13 protein-coding genes are annotated in these 17,306 nt (G+C 50.9%); 8 read left to right on the forward strand and 5 right to left on the reverse strand.

Translation table 11 applies throughout. The annotated features are described in order from the left end of the window. Positions 1-30 precede the first annotated feature (30 nt). From pepF to AC1RVX_RS05130, 3 genes are all read left to right on the forward strand, one after another. Positions 31-1,893, forward strand: coding sequence for an oligoendopeptidase F (pepF, locus tag AC1RVX_RS05120; RefSeq protein ID WP_493215493.1), 1,863 nt, complete (start codon positions 31-33; stop codon positions 1,891-1,893). A 116-nt stretch (positions 1,894-2,009) separates the two neighbouring features. Further along, positions 2,010-4,064, forward strand: coding sequence for a S46 family peptidase (locus AC1RVX_RS05125; RefSeq protein ID WP_493215494.1), 2,055 nt, complete (start codon positions 2,010-2,012; stop codon positions 4,062-4,064). A 160-nt stretch (positions 4,065-4,224) separates the two neighbouring features. Beyond that, positions 4,225-4,824 carry a hemerythrin domain-containing protein gene (locus tag AC1RVX_RS05130; protein ID WP_493215495.1) on the forward strand — a complete coding sequence of 200 codons (600 nt, stop codon included), beginning with the start codon at positions 4,225-4,227 and terminating at the stop codon, positions 4,822-4,824. A 15-nt stretch (positions 4,825-4,839) separates the two neighbouring features. On the opposite strand, the gene AC1RVX_RS05135 is transcribed toward AC1RVX_RS05130, so the two are convergent. Beyond that, the gene (locus AC1RVX_RS05135; protein ID WP_493215496.1) at positions 4,840-5,739 is read right to left on the reverse strand and encodes a DMT family transporter; all 900 of its coding nucleotides are present in this window, start codon (positions 5,737-5,739) and stop codon (positions 4,840-4,842) included. A gap of 130 nt (positions 5,740-5,869) precedes the next feature. Next, a complete protein-coding gene (gene hrpA, locus AC1RVX_RS05140; RefSeq protein WP_493215497.1) occupies positions 5,870-10,030 on the reverse strand; it encodes an ATP-dependent RNA helicase HrpA in 4,161 nt (1,386 codons plus the stop codon). A gap of 296 nt (positions 10,031-10,326) precedes the next feature. On the opposite strand from hrpA, the gene AC1RVX_RS05145 reads away from it, so the two are divergent. The 3 genes from AC1RVX_RS05145 (at position 10,327) to AC1RVX_RS05155 (ending at position 13,252) form a co-directional block, all read left to right on the forward strand. Further along, positions 10,327-11,475 (forward strand): tetratricopeptide repeat protein, encoded by a 1,149-nt coding sequence (locus AC1RVX_RS05145; protein ID WP_493215498.1) that lies wholly within the window; start codon positions 10,327-10,329, stop codon positions 11,473-11,475. Between the two features lie 139 nt (positions 11,476-11,614). Next, entirely contained in the window at positions 11,615-12,925 is a 1,311-nt protein-coding gene (argA, locus tag AC1RVX_RS05150; protein WP_493215499.1) for an amino-acid N-acetyltransferase, read from the forward strand. Between the two features lie 54 nt (positions 12,926-12,979). Next, on the forward strand, positions 12,980-13,252 hold the full coding sequence (locus AC1RVX_RS05155; RefSeq protein WP_422990318.1) for an oxidative damage protection protein: 273 nt from the start codon (positions 12,980-12,982) through the stop codon (positions 13,250-13,252). Positions 13,253-13,343: 91 nt separating this feature from the next. On the opposite strand, the gene rpiA is transcribed toward AC1RVX_RS05155, so the two are convergent. Together rpiA and AC1RVX_RS05165 are read right to left on the reverse strand one after the other, a co-directional pair. Beyond that, positions 13,344-14,015 (reverse strand): ribose-5-phosphate isomerase RpiA, encoded by a 672-nt coding sequence (gene rpiA, locus AC1RVX_RS05160; RefSeq protein ID WP_493215500.1) that lies wholly within the window; start codon positions 14,013-14,015, stop codon positions 13,344-13,346. A gap of 83 nt (positions 14,016-14,098) precedes the next feature. Beyond that, positions 14,099-15,106, reverse strand: a complete 1,008-nt coding sequence (locus tag AC1RVX_RS05165; protein WP_493215501.1) for a serine/threonine protein kinase — start codon at positions 15,104-15,106, stop codon at positions 14,099-14,101. A gap of 109 nt (positions 15,107-15,215) precedes the next feature. On the opposite strand from AC1RVX_RS05165, the gene AC1RVX_RS05170 reads away from it, so the two are divergent. Further along, complete coding sequence (locus AC1RVX_RS05170) at positions 15,216-15,917, forward strand: UPF0149 family protein (RefSeq protein WP_493215502.1); 702 nt, start codon at positions 15,216-15,218, stop codon at positions 15,915-15,917. A gap of 106 nt (positions 15,918-16,023) precedes the next feature. Next, positions 16,024-16,278, forward strand: a complete 255-nt coding sequence (locus AC1RVX_RS05175) for an acyl-CoA-binding protein (protein ID WP_493215503.1) — start codon at positions 16,024-16,026, stop codon at positions 16,276-16,278. Here AC1RVX_RS05175 and AC1RVX_RS05180 read toward each other — a convergent pair. Beyond that, positions 16,275-17,246: a 2-hydroxyacid dehydrogenase gene (locus tag AC1RVX_RS05180; RefSeq protein ID WP_493215504.1), complete on the reverse strand. Its 972-nt coding sequence runs from the start codon at positions 17,244-17,246 to the stop codon at positions 16,275-16,277. The two genes, AC1RVX_RS05175 and AC1RVX_RS05180, sit on opposite strands and share 4 nt — an antisense overlap. Positions 17,247-17,306: the final 60 nt, after the last annotated feature.

Raw genomic sequence — 17,306 nt, forward strand, 5'->3', positions numbered from 1 at the left:
CATCCATCAATCAAAACTGGACGCTACGCCATGCATAAACATCTTGTCCGCAACCTTTTCGTGGTTGCCATGACCTTACCTGCCTTCGCCTTTGCCTCCCATCCGAATGAAACTGAAGCTGATCGCTGGAATTTGAGTGATATGTACCAGACCAAGGCGGACTGGGACAAGGATGCCATGACGCTGGAAGTGCAACTAAAACAACTGCAGACTTGCAGTGGTCATCTGGGCGATAGCCTGGCACGATTTAAGACTTGCCTGGATTTGAATTCAGATATGCTGAAACGCTTTGCCCGTCTGTCCAGTTATGCATTTCAGTACCGCGACCAGGATACCGGCAACAATGCAGGGATGGATCTGGGCCAGCGTTCAGACATTCTGGGTAGCAAGGTAGAAGAAGCCAGCTCCTTCATCCGGCCAGAAATTCTGGCCCTGGGTGACAAGAAGATCGAAGCCTTCCAGGCCAAAGACAAGGGCTTGCGTATTTACGCCCACCAGCTGGACGACATTTTGCGTTCAGGCAAACATACCCTGGATAAAAAAGGCGAAGAAATTATCGCCATCTTTGGCATGGCCACCAATACCGCCAGCGCCGTCTACACCACCTTATCCAATGCAGAAATGCCCTGGCCCAAGGTCAAGCTGTCAACCGGTGAAGAAGTACGTATAGATCAGGCAGCCTATACCAAATACCGCGCAGCCCCCAATCGCGCCGACCGTCAACTGGTATTCGATGCCTTCTGGGGCAAATGGAAAGAATTTGAACGCAGCTACGGCGTCACTTTTTATGAACAGTTAAAACGCGATTCTGTTTATGCCAAGGTCCGCAATTACCCAGACTCCCTGACGCAGGCGCTGGACAACAATAAATTGCCAAGGGAAGTCTATGACACCTTGGTAGAACAAACACGCGCCAACCTGCCTACCCTGCATCGCTATTTCAAACTGCGTGCAAAAATGCTGGGTGTGCAGGACTTGCGCTATTTCGACATTTACCCGCCACTGGTATCTGGCGATTTCAAATACCCGATTGCTGAAGGCGTCAAGCTGATGCTGGAATCTGTCAAACCCTTGGGTGACGACTATACCAAGGCCATGACGAAAGCCACCACCGAACGCTGGATGGATGTCTATCCACGTCCACGCAAGCGTTCTGGCGCATACATGAATGGCGCAGCCTATGACGTCCACCCTTACCTGCTGCTCAATTACAATGATGATTATGAGTCAGTATCGACACTGGGCCATGAATGGGGACATGCCATGCATTCCTATCTGGCCAACAAACACCAGGCTTTCATCAGCGCCGACTACCCTACCTTTACGGCAGAAATCGCGTCCACTACGAATGAAGTCTTTTTGCTTGACCATATGCTGAAAATCGCAAAGAGCGATGACGAGCGCTTGTTGTATCTGGGATCAGCGCTGGAAAACCTGCGTGGTACCTTCTTCCGTCAGGCCATGTTTGCCGACTTTGAACGTGAAGTGCATGCCAAGGTCGACAAGGGTGAGTCGCTGACCGGTGAAGCATTGACCAAAATCTATGGCGATATTCTGAAAAACTATCATGGCGACAAAGAAGGTGTCATGAAGATAGACGATACCTATGCCATTGAATGGGCCTACATCCCGCATTTCTACAACCGTTTTTATGTGTTCCAGTATGCGACGTCAATTGCCGCCGGTTCCATGTTTGCAGATGAAATCCTCAAAGGTCGCCCCGGTGCCCGTGACAACTATCTCAACATTTTGAAAGCAGGCGGCTCTGCCTATCCTTATGAACTGGTCAAGAAGGCGGGCGTCGATCTGGCTTCCCCTGCTCCATACCAGGCTGTTTTTGCGCGCATGAATAAAATTATGGATCAAATTGAAGCCATCAAGGCAAAACAATAAGCTCGTTCAGTGTCAAGTAACATCCAGCACATCCACCTTTAGGGTGGATGCTGCCTTCCATCATGACTTCTCCCAAATCGGGATAGGCATTATGCCCAAGTAAAATGGAATACATCATGCAAAAGAAAATCCTGTTGGTTGCCTTGTGCTTACCTGGCCTGGCCATGGCGGCAGAAGGTATGTGGACACTGGATAATCTGCCCATGAACAAGCTACAGGTTGAATATGGCTTTAAACCAAGTCCGGAATGGATCAGGAATGCCATGTTAAGTTCAGTCAAACTGCCTGGTTGCTCTGGTTCTTTCATCTCCAAAGATGGCTTGGTGATGACCAATCATCACTGTGCATCCAAGTGCATAGAGCAGCTGTCAAACTCCAGGAAAAACTACGTCAGCAATGGCTTTCTCGCCCAAAAGCGCGAAGAAGAACAGGTTTGCCCGGCAATGGAATTGAACAGACTGGAAGAAATCACGGATGTCACAGAAGATATTAAAAAGGCGACAGATGGGCTTGAAGGTGCCGCCTTCAAACATGCACAGAACGCCATCAGCACCACACTGACTACCGCCTGCGTTGGTGAAGACAAGGAAAAAACCCGTTGTGACATCGTTGATCTTTATCACGGTGGCCGTTATCACTTATACAAATACCATCGCTACGCCGACACCCGCCTGGTATGGGCGCCAGAAAAAACCATCGCTTTCTTTGGTGGGGATCCTGACAATTTCAATTTCCCGCGCTATGACCTCGACATCACCATGCTGCGTGTTTATGAGAATGGCAAGCCGGTGGAAATCAAACATTACTTCCCGTTCAGCAAATCTGGGCCACAAGAAGGTGAAATGACTTTCGTCACCGGTCATCCGGGCTCTACCCAGCGTCAGTTGACCATGGCGCAATTGGTCAGCCTGCGCGATATTGGCCTGATCGACAGCTTGCAACACACCGCCGAACTACGCGGCGTCATCACGCAATATAGTAAAACCAGCCCCGAAGCGGCACGCACAGCCGACCAGGCATTGTTCAGCATAGAAAATCGTTACAAGGCTGGCATAGGCAGATTGCGAACCTTGCTTGATCCTGAATTCATGGCGCGCAAACAGGCAGAAGAAACTGAGTTACGTCAGTTTGTTGATTCCAGGCCTGAACTGAAAGAGAAAATCAGCGGCGCGTGGGATGCCATCGCCAAGGCACAGGATAGTTATCGTCAGTTATTCCGAATCACCAGCATGAGTGAAGGGGCGGAAGCTTTCAACAGCAACTATTTCCACCTTGCACGTATGCTGGTACGTGCTGCCGATGAAAAAAACAAGGCTAACGCAGAACGGTTGCCTGAATTTATTGATACCCGGCTGCCTGCCATACAGCAAAACCTGTTTTCCAAAGCACCCATCTATCCTGAATTTGAGAAGGTCAAACTCACACACTCTCTGACCAAAATGCGTGAAGACCTTGGAGTGGATCACGCATTCGTCAAACAGGTACTGGGTAAATTATCACCAGAACAATTGACGGACAAGCTCATCGATCACACCAGGCTGGCGGATGTTGAATACCGCAAAACCTTGTGGAATGGTGGCAAGGAAGCAATTGCCCTATCAGATGACCCCTTCATCAAACTGGCCCTGGCAGTTGAGACAGAATCACGCCATTACCGCAAGCACATGGAACAGGAAGTACAGGCGATAGTACAAAAGAATTCCGAACTGATTGCTCAGGCACGTTTTTCTCAATCCGGCACCAGCGCCTATCCAGACGCTACGGCGACCTTGCGACTGTCCTATGGCGAAGTCAAAGGCTGGGATCAGGATGAACATAAAATCAGCCCCTTTACCAATTTTGCCGGCGCCTTTGAACGTGATACCGGGGCTTACCCGTTTGCCCTGCCCGCCTCCTGGCATACTGCAAAAGGCAAACTGAATTTACAACAGCCATACAATTTTGTGACCACCAATGACATCATCGGCGGCAATTCAGGCAGCCCGTTAATCAACCGCAATGGCGAAATAGTAGGCCTGGCTTTTGACGGCAATATTCACTCACTGGGAGGTGCCTTCTGGTCCGATGGCCGCAACAACCGCACGGTTGCTGTACACAGTGGCGGCATCCTTGAAGCCATGGATAAAATCTATGATGCCAGGGAATTACTGAAAGAACTGACTAGCAAATAGGCAAAAGCAAATAGCATTCTCAGGCAAAAACCTCGTTGCAGCAAACTGCACGAGGTTTTTTTATGTCTGCCCCCTTGTGTTCATACATGTTTGATCCTCATCAACAGCACCACGTTTCCGAAGAAGTAAAGTAGTAAAAAGAATAGCAAGGAGGCTCGCCATGTCTGTCAGAAACATTTATCCCGCATCGCTCAGCGTTATACAGGACGAGCACGAGCACCTGTCCTCAGTTATACAAGGCATGCGCTATTTTGTAAGAAAAATAGAAGGTGGTGGGAATGCACCAGACTTGAAAGTCTTCCGCGCCATGCTTTACTACATCATGGAATATCCAGAAAAGGTACATCATCCCAAAGAAGAAAAATACCTTTTTGCCAAGATCAAGGAAAGAACCCATCAGCTGGACAATGAACTGGATGCCCTCAGTGAGCAACATGCAAAGGGGGAACTGCTGGTACACCGGTTATTCCACGCCTTGCTCGACTATGAATTTGGTGGTGCGCCGGCATTCGCTCATTTTCGTGATCTGGTGGAGCAATATGCGCAGTTTTATTTTGCACATATGCGTGCAGAAGAAGAAAAAATTATCCCGGTTGCCAGACAAATACTAAATGATCGCGACTGGAAAGAAATAGACGCTGCCTTCCTGGAAAATCGTGCCCATATGGACGATGAAGGTGCACGCTATAAATATGAGGAATTATTTTCACTCATTGTTAATATTACACCTGCACCTATCGGAGTAGCCGATCCGCTCTGACGATGAATTACACATTCAGCCGCGTCGCGAAGACAGAATAATGCCACCGACGATAAACAGAAAAGCCACAGCATGAAATGCGTGTGGTGCTTCACCCAAAAAAGCAGCTGACATCACGGCAGCAAACAAGGGGGTCAGGTTATTGAAAAATGCGGCAATGTTGGGGCCGACGCGCTGTACACCCAGCCCCCAGCAACGGAAAGCAATCACTGCCGGACCAACTGCCACAAAAGCCAGTGCGGCAAACAACATCGGATTCCAGTGTATGGACGGTTTCACCCATGTCCATTCAGCTGCAGAAAATGCGGCGGACCATAACACCCCAAAGCTGACCTGGGCCAGCAAGAAGTCGGCCCAATGTTGTCGCAATTCACCATCATTGCCACGTGTCAGCAACCAGCTATACAGTGACCAGGTGATCGTCGCAATAATCATGAATATGTCGCCGGGCACCAGCCGCAAAGCCAGCAATTGCGCCAGTTCACCCCGGCTCAATACCAGCAGAACACCGGCAATGGACATGGCCGCACCAGCCAGTTGCCACCGCGTGACTTTTGCCTGAAAGAACAAACCACCCACTATCAGCATCCATACTGGCATGCTGGCCGCCACCAGCGTCACATTGATGGGTGACGAACTCTGCAATGCCAGGTACTGCAAGGCGTTGTACAGACCCACCCCCAACAAACCCAGTACTGCGTAACGCCGCCAGTTACGCCACAATGTACTTTCACGGCGATAGATGTGGAAAGCCATAGGCAGGAGGATTAAAAAGGCCAGCACCCACCGTATGAAGTTCAGGGTAATCGGTGGCAGCATTTCATGAATCATGCGTCCTACAATGGCATTGCCCGCCCACAGCAAGGGCGGCGTGACAAGCAGGAGTATGGTAGAAGGCGTCAGTTTATGATTCATGAATACGCAGTAAATCCAGCAATTATGCAGGCAATGAAAAATTGCCAGTGATCAGTGAAAAGCCGTCAGCATACCGCAAGCAAACAAGGTTTGCCTGCGGCCATGACATTGAGAACCTTGTCATCCATGATCATCGTTGCAGACTTTCCCACACCTTTTGCAGTCGCTTGACAGACACTGGCATGGGCGTACGCAGTTCCTGGGCAAACAGCGACACCCTCAACTCTTCCAGCAACCAGCGAAATTCCAGCAATTTAGGATCGGCGTCAACACCCGTCTTGCGCGGATGACGCTGCCATGCTTGCGCAACGCTATTCCATTCAGCCAGCAGTTTCTGGTCACGCGCGGGGTCAGCGCGCAGCTTGTCCATGCGTACCGTGATTGCTTTCAGATAACGCGGGAAGTGCGACAACTGGGTGAAATCATTATCCGCAATAAAGTGCTTGGTCACCAGCATCTGCAACTGTCTCTGCATATCGGCGGCAGCCTGCGCATGCGCCTTGATGCCTTGCAGCTTCTTGGGTAAGCCATGGTATTCGGCCAGAATCTGAGCTGCAGTACGGGCAATTTCATTTGCCAGCAAGTTCAGCCTTGCCTTGCCTTCGTCACGGCGCTTGTTAAATTCGCCCGAATTGGCAGGCAAAGGGCTTTGCAGGAAAGCACTTTCTATGGCGACCTGGATAATCTGGTCACGCAATTCTTCCTGCGAACCCAGCGCCATGAATTGCATCCCCATTTGTTGCAAACCAGGGATATTTTTTTCCAGGAACTTGATCTGCTCTTTCAACTGCAAGGCAAACAGCCGTCGCAAGCCAATGCGATGCACGCGAGCGGCTTCATCCGGGTCATCAAACACTTCTATATGACAATGCGTGAGCTTATCCACCAAAGCCGGATAACCAATCAAAGTTTGTTTGCCTTGCTGAACTTCCAGCAATTCAGGCAAACTGTCAAAGGTCCATGCGGTCAAATTTTCCTGTTTGAATGCCGGTACCGCGGCGCTTGTCTGAATGCTCGCAGTTGCAGGTTTTCCAGCAGTGCGGACTGACTTGTCTTCTGCGACAACAGCCTGTTTGGTCGCAACTGGATTTGTATCCAGCAAAGCCAGTTTCTCGGCACTGGCAATGCGCTGGAAGCTCTCGCGTGCCTGCCCACCAAATTCTGCCCGCAGGCTGGCCAGATTGCGGCCCATTTCCAGTTGGCGTCCATGTTCATCGACGACTTTGAAATTCATCGTCAAATGCACGGGTACTGTTTCGAATTTAAAATCCGTGGTCTTGCACAACAAGCCTTTTTGTTCGCGTATGTCGGCAATCACTGCGTCAAGGAAATTGCCTTTACCAAAATCATTACGCTCACAGAAACCTGCCGCATATTCTGGGATGGGTACACAATGGCGACGTATCTTTTGCGGCAAAGACTTAATCAGCAAATGCACCTTTTCTTTGAGCATGCCGGGCACCAGCCATTCACAGCGGTCTGCCGATACCTGATTCAGAGAAAACAGTGGCACGGTCAGGGTCACGCCATCGCGTGGGCTGCCAGGTTCAAAGTGATAACTGAGCTGCAAAGCTACACCCGAGACCTGCATTGTCTTGGGGAATAAATCCGTGGTGACGCCTGCCGCCTCATGGCGCATCAACTCGTCCTTGTTCAGGTACAAGAGCTTGGGATTAGCCTTTGTGGCTTCCTTATGCCATTGTTCAAACAGAACGGCGTTCCATACATCGGCTGGCAAGATCTGATCATAAAAAGCCACGATCAGCTCTTCATCCACCAGCACGTCCAGGCGACGGGATTTGTGTTCGAGATTTTCAATCTCGCGCACCAGTTTCTGGTTATACGCAAAGAACGGGGCACGGGTATCAAATTCGCCTTCCACCAAAGCATCGCGGATAAACATCTCACGCGCCTCTACCGGATGCGTCAATCCATACTGGGTGCGGCGCTGGCTATACACCACCAGACCATACAGGGTAGCGCGTTCAAAGGCCGATACCTGACCAGCACGTTTTTCCCAGCGCGGTTCACCATAAGATTTTTTCAGCAGATGTTCACCGATTTTTTCCAGCCATTCCGGATTGATCTGGGCGATGCAGCGACCATACAGGCGTGTGGTATCCACCAGCTCAGCCGCCATGATCCAGCGTCCGGCTTTCTTGGCCATGGTAGAGCCGGGCCAGATATAAAACTTGATACCACGTGCGCCGAGATAATGCGCTTCTTCATCTGACTTGTAACCTATATTGCCCAGCAAGCCCGTCAACAGGGATAAATGCAATTGCTCATAGGTGGCAGGTGCTTCATTCAAACGCCAGCCCTGCTCTTTGACGATGGTCAGCAATTGCGAATGCACTTCACGCCATTCGCGCAAGCGCATCTGGCTTAAGAAATTGGCCCGGCAATTGTCTTGCAACTGGCGATTGGTTTTTTTGTGTTCGATGGCATCTTCAAACCATTTCCAGATTTTCAGGTAAGACTGGAATTCGGATTTTTCATCGGCAAATTTCTTATGCGCCATATCCGCCGCAGCCTGGGCTTCCATAGGACGGTCACGCGGGTCTTGCACCGACAAGGCAGCAGCAATGATCAACACTTCCTGCAGGGCCTGATTGTCGCGCGCTGCCAAAATCATGCGGCCCACACGCGGGTCCAGCGGCAGTTTGGCGAGTTGCCTGCCAACCGGCGTTAACTGATTGACTTCATCCATAGCCCCCAGTTCCTGCAATAGCTGATAACCGTCAGCAATCGCCCGGCCCGGTGGTGGCTCGATGAAAGGAAAAGTCTCAACATCCGTCAGGCGCAAGGACTTCATGCGTAAGATGACAGCAGCCAACGACGATCGTAAAATCTCAGGTTCGGTAAATTTTGGCCTTTGCAGATAATCCTGCTCATCGAACAGCCGTATGCACACACCCGCCGCAACGCGACCGCAGCGACCGGCGCGCTGATTGGCAGCCGACTGGGCGACAGCCTCTATCTGCAATTGCTCAACTTTATTTCTGTAACTGTAGCGCTTGACACGGGCCAGACCGGCATCGACGACATAGCGTATACCTGGCACGGTCAACGAGGTTTCTGCCACATTGGTTGCCAGCACGATGCGCCGTGCATTTGAAGTCTTGAATACCCTCTCTTGCTCTTGCGCCGACAAACGGGCGAACAGCGGCAAAATCTCCACGTGTGGGGGATGGTGTTTACGCAATGCTTCAGCGGCATCGCGAATTTCACGCTCACCCGGCAAAAACACCAATACGTCACCAGAACCGACGCGACACAGTTCATCGACGGCATCGGTAATCGCCGTCATCAAATCGCGCTCTTTATCTTTTTCTGTATCCTGTATGGGGCGATAGCGCAACTCTACTGGGTACAAACGACCTGACACTTCGATCACGGGTGCCGGCTTGGGCTCACCGTTCCGGGTATCCGCAAAATGATTGGCAAAGCGCTGGGCATCTATCGTCGCTGAAGTGATGATGATCTTCAGGTCACGGCGCTTGGGTAGCAATTGCTTCAGGTAACCAAGCAGGAAATCAATATTCAGACTGCGTTCATGTGCTTCATCAATGATGATAGTGTCATATTGTCTTAACAGCGGATCAGTCTGGGTTTCTGCCAGCAAGATACCGTCAGTCATCAGCTTGACGGATGCACCCTTGCTCAGGGTATCGGTAAACCGGACTTTAAAGCCGACATGCTCACCCAGTGGTGAATTCAATTCCTGGGCAATACGCTTGGCAGTTGACGACGCGGCAATGCGGCGCGGCTGGGTATGGCCTATCAAGCCTTTTTGCCCACGTCCCAGTTCAAGGCAGATTTTTGGCAATTGCGTGGTCTTGCCTGAGCCTGTTTCGCCACAAACGATAATGACCTGGTGTTTTTGCAAAGCCTCGGCAATCTCTGCCCGCTTGCCGGATACCGGCAATTCTTCCGGGAAGGTAATGGGCGGCAAGACATTGCGAAAAGGTAAAGCTGGCTCTTCTTTGGCTGGAGCAGTTGGTTTTTGTCGCTTATTTTCCCTATGGTTTTCTACACCGTTTTCTGTGCCACTGGCCCGCGGCCGGGCTGACTGCTGGCGAGACCCTTGCTGCCGCCCCTGCTGCACTTTTGGCGGACGATCCTGTCCAGCACCGCTAACATTGGAATTGAGCGGTTTGTTTTCCGGTACTTCAGACTTCGCGGTGGTTTCACGCAATTGTTGTCGAAGCTCTCGCAATCCCGATAAACCATCTATCGCACCGGGCATTGCTTTTTTGAGGGAGTTTTTAGGTGTTTGATTTGAAGACATAGCGCTGCGCATTATCCCAGATTTTTACGCTGCACAGGAAATGTTGCACTGTTTGCCATAACACAGCTGTTTTGATCCCGTCAAAGCAACAGTATTCGGCTTTAGCAACAAGCGACAAATCATATAAACAAATCCCTTCTTTATTTATCCTATAATGAATGAAACCAGAATTTGAGACTGCATTTAACTGTAACCAGGTTCCACTTGCGTATCAGCGTAACAGTCTGTGCCAGAACGGATTTCATCGATCATAATGAATGCGTTCCAGTCAAAATCCAGCCGTGTTGGGGGACAAAATGAAAACCTGGATCATCCTGCTCTTCACCAGTTTGCTAGCCGCCTGCGCCAGCCAGCCCAGCCAGAAATTAAGTCATATCCAATTGCATGACCAGGGCTTTAGCCCGGCATCAAAAACCATCAATGCCGAAGATGTCCTGGCGCTCAGCCCGGAAATGCGCGCCTATCTAAAAAACGATATCGCTTCACAGTTACATGGAAAATCTCCTCAAAAGGCATTGTTTGATGCACTGTCTACCAAAGGTCAGATCAAACTTGAATATGATGCCGAAATAACACGCAACGCAGCACAGGCATTCAAGGCCCGTTCCGGCAATTGCCTGTCACTGGTATTGATGACAGCCGCATTGGCAAAAGAATTGGGTATGGAAGTGCAATATCAAAATATCCTGATGAACGAATCCTGGAGCCGTAACAATGACATTTACTTTGCTGCAGGACATGTCAATATTGTATTGGGAAACAAATCAGGATTCCGGTTCTTTACACAGGAATACAGCCAGTCAATGGTGATAGACTTCCTCCCGCCCAAGGACCTGCGAGGTCAACGTGCCGACCTGATACGCGAAGCCACGGTGATAGCCATGTACTTCAATAACCGTGCAGCCGAATCGCTGGCCCAACACCAAATTAACGATGCTTACTGGTTTGCCCGCGCTGCCCTGACTAGCGACCCAGAGTTTTTAGCTGCCTACAATACCCTGGGCGTAGTGTATAGACAGCATGGCGATCTGGCACTGGCTGAAAGCGTGTTCAAGCAAATTCTGGGGACGGAGACAGAAAACACCATGGCTCTCAGCAACCTGATTGAAGTGTTGCGCAAAGCCGACCGCCAAACTGAAGCGCAAGTCTATGCCAGCCGCCTGGAAAGCTTACAACCGAATGCGCCCTTCCATTTCTTTAATCTTGGCCTGGCAGCCATGGACAGGGGAGCTTATACAGAAGCCAAAGCGCTGTTCAAACGAGAAATCAAACGCGACCCGAATTATGACGAATTTCACTTATGGCTGGCACTTGCCCATTTAAAACTGGGCGAAACCTCTGACGCGATAGAAGAACTGACGCTGGCACAAGCCAACAGCACCACCCATAAAGCCCAGAATCTATATGCCAGCAAACTTGAAAGGATTAAAGCTGCCTACCACTAAAGCACCCGTGTTCGGCATGCACTCATAAACATGCCATAAGCGTGCCACAAACTGGCTCAAAAGCCTTAATGACAACAATGTGGAAATTCGACCACGTTGGATGGTCATCTGTTTTCGCGTCTCAGATTATAATTGGCGGATGGAAAATCCCGTTCAATTCGTTCAATGGCTGCGCTCGGTCGCGCCGTATATTCATGCCTTCCGTGGAAAGACCTTCGTGGTCGCCTTTCCGGGTGAGCTGGTCATGGCAGGTGCACTGCCGGTACTGGCTCAGGATTTATCGCTGTTACATGCCCTTGGCATAAAAGTTGTCATCGTCCATGGTTCACGACCCCAGGTTGCCGAACAACTGGCCTTGCGTAATGTCGAAGGCAGTTTTCATAATGGCATACGCATTACCGATACCGCAGCGCTCGAATGCTCGAAAGAGGCCGCTGGCGAATTGCGACTGGATATTGAAGCCGCATTCAGCCAGGGTTTGCCAAATACACCCATGGCGCATTCGGCCATCCGCATCATTTCAGGCAATTTTGTCACCGCCAAACCGATAGGTATCGTTGGCGGTGTGGATTTCCAGTTGACCGGTATTGCCCGCAAAGTGGCGTATGACACCATCCACCGCATTCTGGATGCCGGCAATCTGGTATTGCTTGGCCCCCTGGGTTTCTCGCCCACCGGTGAAGCCTTCAACCTGACCATGGAAGACGTGGCTGTATCAACTGCCACCGCCTTGCGTGCCGATAAACTGATTTTCATCACTGAGACGCCAATGATGAAGGATCAGGAAAATGATGAAATCCGGGAATTGTCTTTCGTGCAGGCTGAGCAAGAGTTAAAAGCCAACTATTTGCCACTGGATTCGGCTTTTTATCTGGAACATGCCGTCAAGGCTTCACGTGGCGGCGTACCACGGATACATATCGTGCCTTACGAGATGGATGGATCTGCCCTGCTGGAATTATTTACTCATGATGGCGTCGGCACCATGGTGTCGTCAGAAAACCTGGAAAGCCTGCGTGAAGCCACGATTGAAGATGTAGGCGGCATCATCAAACTGATAGAACCACTGGAAGCCGACGGCACACTGGTAAAACGCGGGCGCGAACTGATAGAACGCGAAATCAATTATTTCTCCGTGATAGAACATGACGGCGTGATCTTTGGCTGCGCCGCCCTGTACCCATTCCCTTTTGAAAAAATGGCAGAAATGGCTTGCCTGACCGTCAACCCAGACGTACAAAGCCAGGGCGATGGCGAACGCATTCTCAAACATATGGAAAAACGGGCACGCCGCGCCGGTTTCCACAGCCTGTTTGTACTGACTACACGCACTGCACACTGGTTCCTGAAACGTGGTTTCGTCAATGCCTCATTCGATGATTTGCCCAAGGACAAACAAAAAATGTATAACTGGCAACGTAAATCATTGGTCCTGATCAAGCAACTCTAGGTTACAAGCCGTATAATCACGCTGTTTTCGAGATTTAGCAAAAGGAGTAACACCATGGCCCGTACGGTCCACTGCATCAAATTAGACAAAGAAGCCGAAGGTCTGGATTTCCCCCCTTATCCAGGTGAATTGGGTAAAAGGATTTATGAAAGTGTGTCCAAAGAAGCCTGGGCCGCCTGGCTCAAGCATCAGACCATGCTGGTCAATGAAAACCGCCTGAACCTGGCCGATACCCGCGCCCGCAAATATCTGGCAACCCAGATGGAAAAGCATTTCTTTGGTGATGGTGCCGATGCCGCTTCTGGTTATGTGCCGCCAAGCGAATAAATGCCTGACTGACTAACATCAATCAGCACCCAACAAAAAGCCCGCTATTCAGCGGGCTTTTTGTTGGGATCAATACTTGAAGCCAATCGCGTCAGAACTGCAAGGTTTTAACGCCTTCACTGGTCCCCAGCAGACAGACATTGGCACCCTGCTGTGCAAACAGACCCACGGTCACCACACCAACGATATTATTAATCGTCGCTTCCAGCGCCACAGGGTCGGCGATCTGCAAGCCATGTAGATCCAATATCATATTGCCATTGTCGGTCAACAAGGGCTGGCTATCTTTCATGCGCAAACGCGCCTCGCCACCCAGGGCATTGAGCTTGCGGGCGACAACGGCATGCGACATCGGTATCACCTCCACCGGCAAGGGGAACTTGCCCAGCTTGTCCACCAGCTTTGAACCATCAGCGATGCAAATAAATTTTTCAGCGACCGAGGCAACGATTTTTTCACGTGTCAATGCGGCACCGCCACCCTTGATCATGGCCCCTTGCGGGGTAATTTCATCAGCGCCATCAATATAGACTGGCATGGACACCACTTCGTTCAAATCCAGCACAGTAATGCCATGCCCACGCAAACGTGCTGCGGTTGCTTCGGATGAGGCAACTGCCGCCTTGATCTTGTGCTTGATCTTGGCCAGTTCATCTATAAAAAAATTAGCCGTCGAACCTGTGCCTACGCCAACAATTTCGTTTTCAACCACATAGGCTATGGCAGCCTGGGCCACTGCCAGTTTTAATTCATCTTGCGTCATGGTGCATTTCCATCAAAGTTGATCATTTGCCCGAATTTTACAGGACAGACTGATTTTCTTTGCAGATTCCGGGTGAAATTACGTCAAACCGGCCACAGGGGTGCCTCTTCCATCAAGGCGACTTGTTCGCGTAATTCCAAAATACGGTCTTGCCAATACCGTTGACTGTTAAACCAGGGAAATGCTGCAGGAAAGGCAGGATCGCTCCAGCGCTGCGCCAGCCACGCGGAATAATGAATCAGGCGCAAGGTACGCAATGCCTCTATCAGGTAGAGCTGACGGCTGTCAAATTCAAAAAAATCCTCATAACCAGCCAGGATATCTGTCAATTGCCGCTGCATTTCCTGACGGTCACCCGACAGCAGCATCCATAAATCCTGTATGCCCGGCCCCATGCGGCTATCATCAAAATCCACAAAATGCGGGCCAGCCTGAGCGCCGGATTCTACCCACAGCACATTCCCCAGATGGCAATCGCCATGCAGGCGCAATTGCTGCGTGGCCCCTGCACGCTCGTAGCAACGCTGTATGCCATCCAATGCCTGCTGGCTGACACTTTCATAGGCTGGCAACAGATCAGGCGGGATAAAGTCATGTGCCAGCAACCAGGCACGCGGCTGCACACCAAAGGTTTCCGGGTTAATTGCTGGTCGCTCATGATAGGTGGCAAGGGCACCTACAGCGTGGATGCGGCCAATAAAACGCCCCAGCCATTCCAAAGTTGCTGCATCCCCGGTTTCCGGCGCGCGGCCACTCTGCCTGGCAAACAGGGCAAAACGAAAGCCCTGATAATGGCGCAGGCTGCTGCCATCTGCTGCCTGCATTGCACCGACCACCGGGATTTCATGTTGCAGCAACTCACGTACAAAATCATGTTCTTCGTTGATGGCAGTATCCGTCCAGCGCAAGGGGCGGTAAAATTTGACGACGACAGGTACATCGTCTTCTATGCCTATCTGATAGACCCGGTTTTCATAGCTATTCAAGGCCAGCATGCGGCCATCGCTGCGCAGGCCGCTGCTTTCAACAGCGTCCAGCACCAGTTCAGGGGTCAAACCGGCAAAAGAGTCTGGGAGATTGGTATTTGTCATGGTGGCTATTGTACGTGTGCCGACGCCTGCACAGCACAAAAGACCTGCACAGCCGCCAAACAAAGCGCTAAACTGCCGGTATTTTCAATCTCCAATTCAAGAGTGATCCATGCATCTCGACGAACCTTTAAGCGACAAAGAATTCAATGAACTCGACAAATTCCTGATGTCGGACAAGGTCGGCGACGATGGCATGACCATGGATGCCCTGCACGGTTACCTGACCGCCATCGCTCTGGGGCCAGAAATGATACCGATGGCCGAATGGCTGCCACTGGTATGGGGCTTGCCCGATCAGGGCGAACCCAAGTTCAAGAACGACAAAGAAATGCAGCGCATCACCGGTCTGGTGGCACGTTTCATGAATGAAATCCAGATCACCTTTGAAGTTGCGCCACAGGAATATGAACCCCTGTTTTGCGTCATGGAACAAAATGGCAAGGAATTGATAGACGGTGAAACCTGGGCCTGGGGCTTCTGGGAAGGCATGCAATTGCGCGAAGAAGCCTGGGAAGCCGCCTGGGAATCAGAAGAAATTGGCCCTCTGCTACAACCTATCTACCTGCTGGGTGCAGAAGAAATCGAAGAAGAGGAATTGAAATTCGTCGATACACCAGAAAAATGCCATGCGCTGGCATTGACACTGGAAGCATCTATCCCCGCCATACGCCGTTTCTGGGCACCTTTACGCAAATCCGGCGTAACCACAGTAAAGCGTGATGCCCCCAAGGTTGGCAGAAATGATCCCTGCCCCTGCGGTAGCGGTAAAAAATACAAAGCCTGCTGCGGTGCCGAACCTACCCTGCACTGATCGTCAATTAAGTTCTGCGCTGGAGGGAAACCTCTAGCGCAAAACCGCCCTGCCCGCATGTCTTCATGCTATTTTTGTACTCCTCACTATTACGCTGGAGACCACAATGAGCTTACAAGAACAATTCAACCAGGCACTGGCCGATTCCAAAAATCTGCCAGAACGTCCGGACAACATGACCCTGCTTAAAATTTATGCCCTGTTCAAGCAAGGCAGTGGCGGCGATGTCACTGGCGACCGTCCTGGTATGACCGATTTTGTCGGTCGCGCCAAGTTTGATGCCTGGGCTGAACTGAAAGGCACCACCCAGGAAGCCGCGATGCAGCAATATGTTGATCTGATCAACGAACTCAAGGATTAAGCTACAGGGTTTAGCCAGTCGCGTGGCCTGCCCTCGGTCAGGCCTGCAATTAGATTATCTGCAGCGCGATTCGCCATCGCCCGCCGGGTCGCCTCTGAAGCGCTGGCGATGTGCGGTGTCAGCACCACATTTTGCAGCGTTAAAAAGTCTGGGTGAAATTTGGGTTCATTCTCAAACACATCCAGACCTGCCGCTGCAATCCTGTGCTTGCGTAAAGCCGCTATCAAGGCCTGATCATCCACAATACCGCCACGCGCCAGATTAACGAGAGTCGCACTGGGCTTCATCAATTCAATTTCAGCCGCGCCTATGCAATGATGCGAAGCCGGTGAATATGGCAAGACCAGTACCACATGATCAGCCTGGGTCAGCAATTCTTCCTTGCTGACATATTGGGCATGATTTGCATGCGCCTCTTGTTCCGGAGTCAGACGTGAACGATTGTGATACATGACTTTCATATCAAAACCCATAGAGCGGCGCGCTATGGCCTGCCCTATCCTGCCCATGCCGATAATGCCCAGAGTGGCACCATGCACATCCGTCCCCAGGAAAGAGTCATAACGCCACTTGGTCCAGTGACCGGCACGCAACCAGTGCTCCGATTCCGTCACCCGTCTGGCCGTTGCCATCAACAACGCCCAGCCGAAATCCGCGGTCGTTTCATTCAAGACTTCCGGCGTATTGCTGGCCATGACGCCATGCGCAGTGCAGGCCGCCACATCAATATTGTCATAACCCACGGCCATGCTGGCGACCATTTTTAAATCTGGCAATTGTTGCAATAGCTCAGTATTGATTTTGGCACTGGCCGTCGCCAGGGTACCAGCCTTCCCCTTCAACTTCGCCACCAACTCAGCAGGTGTAAAAATCACATCATCCTGGTTTGATTCAACTTCAAAATACCCAGACAACCGGGTCAATACTTCAGGAAAAATAGCGCGCGCAACAAGAATGGCAGGTTTCATGCATATCCTTTTAATAATAAAAACAAAACCGGAACTCTTTCCGGCTCGCTTCCACATTCA

The organism is Undibacterium sp. GW821-FHT11B02 (assembly GCF_058808955.1).

Bases quoted from the DNA above. Each gene is read 5' to 3' on its own strand.
- AC1RVX_RS05130 (WP_493215495.1), top strand. From the start codon at position 4,225: ATGTCTGTCAGAAACATTTATCCCGCATCGCTCAGCGTTATACAGGAC.
- AC1RVX_RS05175 (WP_493215503.1), top strand. From the start codon at position 16,024: ATGAGCTTACAAGAACAATTCAACCAGGCACTGGCCGATTCCAAAAAT.
- pepF (WP_493215493.1), top strand. From the start codon at position 31: ATGCATAAACATCTTGTCCGCAACCTTTTCGTGGTTGCCATGACCTTA.
- hrpA (WP_493215497.1), bottom strand. From the start codon at position 10,030: ATGTCTTCAAATCAAACACCTAAAAACTCCCTCAAAAAAGCAATGCCC.
- AC1RVX_RS05125 (WP_493215494.1), top strand. From the start codon at position 2,010: ATGCAAAAGAAAATCCTGTTGGTTGCCTTGTGCTTACCTGGCCTGGCC.
- AC1RVX_RS05145 (WP_493215498.1), top strand. From the start codon at position 10,327: ATGAAAACCTGGATCATCCTGCTCTTCACCAGTTTGCTAGCCGCCTGC.
- AC1RVX_RS05170 (WP_493215502.1), top strand. From the start codon at position 15,216: ATGCATCTCGACGAACCTTTAAGCGACAAAGAATTCAATGAACTCGAC.
- AC1RVX_RS05180 (WP_493215504.1), bottom strand. From the start codon at position 17,246: ATGAAACCTGCCATTCTTGTTGCGCGCGCTATTTTTCCTGAAGTATTG.
- argA (WP_493215499.1), top strand. From the start codon at position 11,615: ATGGAAAATCCCGTTCAATTCGTTCAATGGCTGCGCTCGGTCGCGCCG.
- rpiA (WP_493215500.1), bottom strand. From the start codon at position 14,015: ATGACGCAAGATGAATTAAAACTGGCAGTGGCCCAGGCTGCCATAGCC.
- AC1RVX_RS05165 (WP_493215501.1), bottom strand. From the start codon at position 15,106: ATGACAAATACCAATCTCCCAGACTCTTTTGCCGGTTTGACCCCTGAA.
- AC1RVX_RS05155 (WP_422990318.1), top strand. From the start codon at position 12,980: ATGGCCCGTACGGTCCACTGCATCAAATTAGACAAAGAAGCCGAAGGT.
- AC1RVX_RS05135 (WP_493215496.1), bottom strand. From the start codon at position 5,739: ATGAATCATAAACTGACGCCTTCTACCATACTCCTGCTTGTCACGCCG.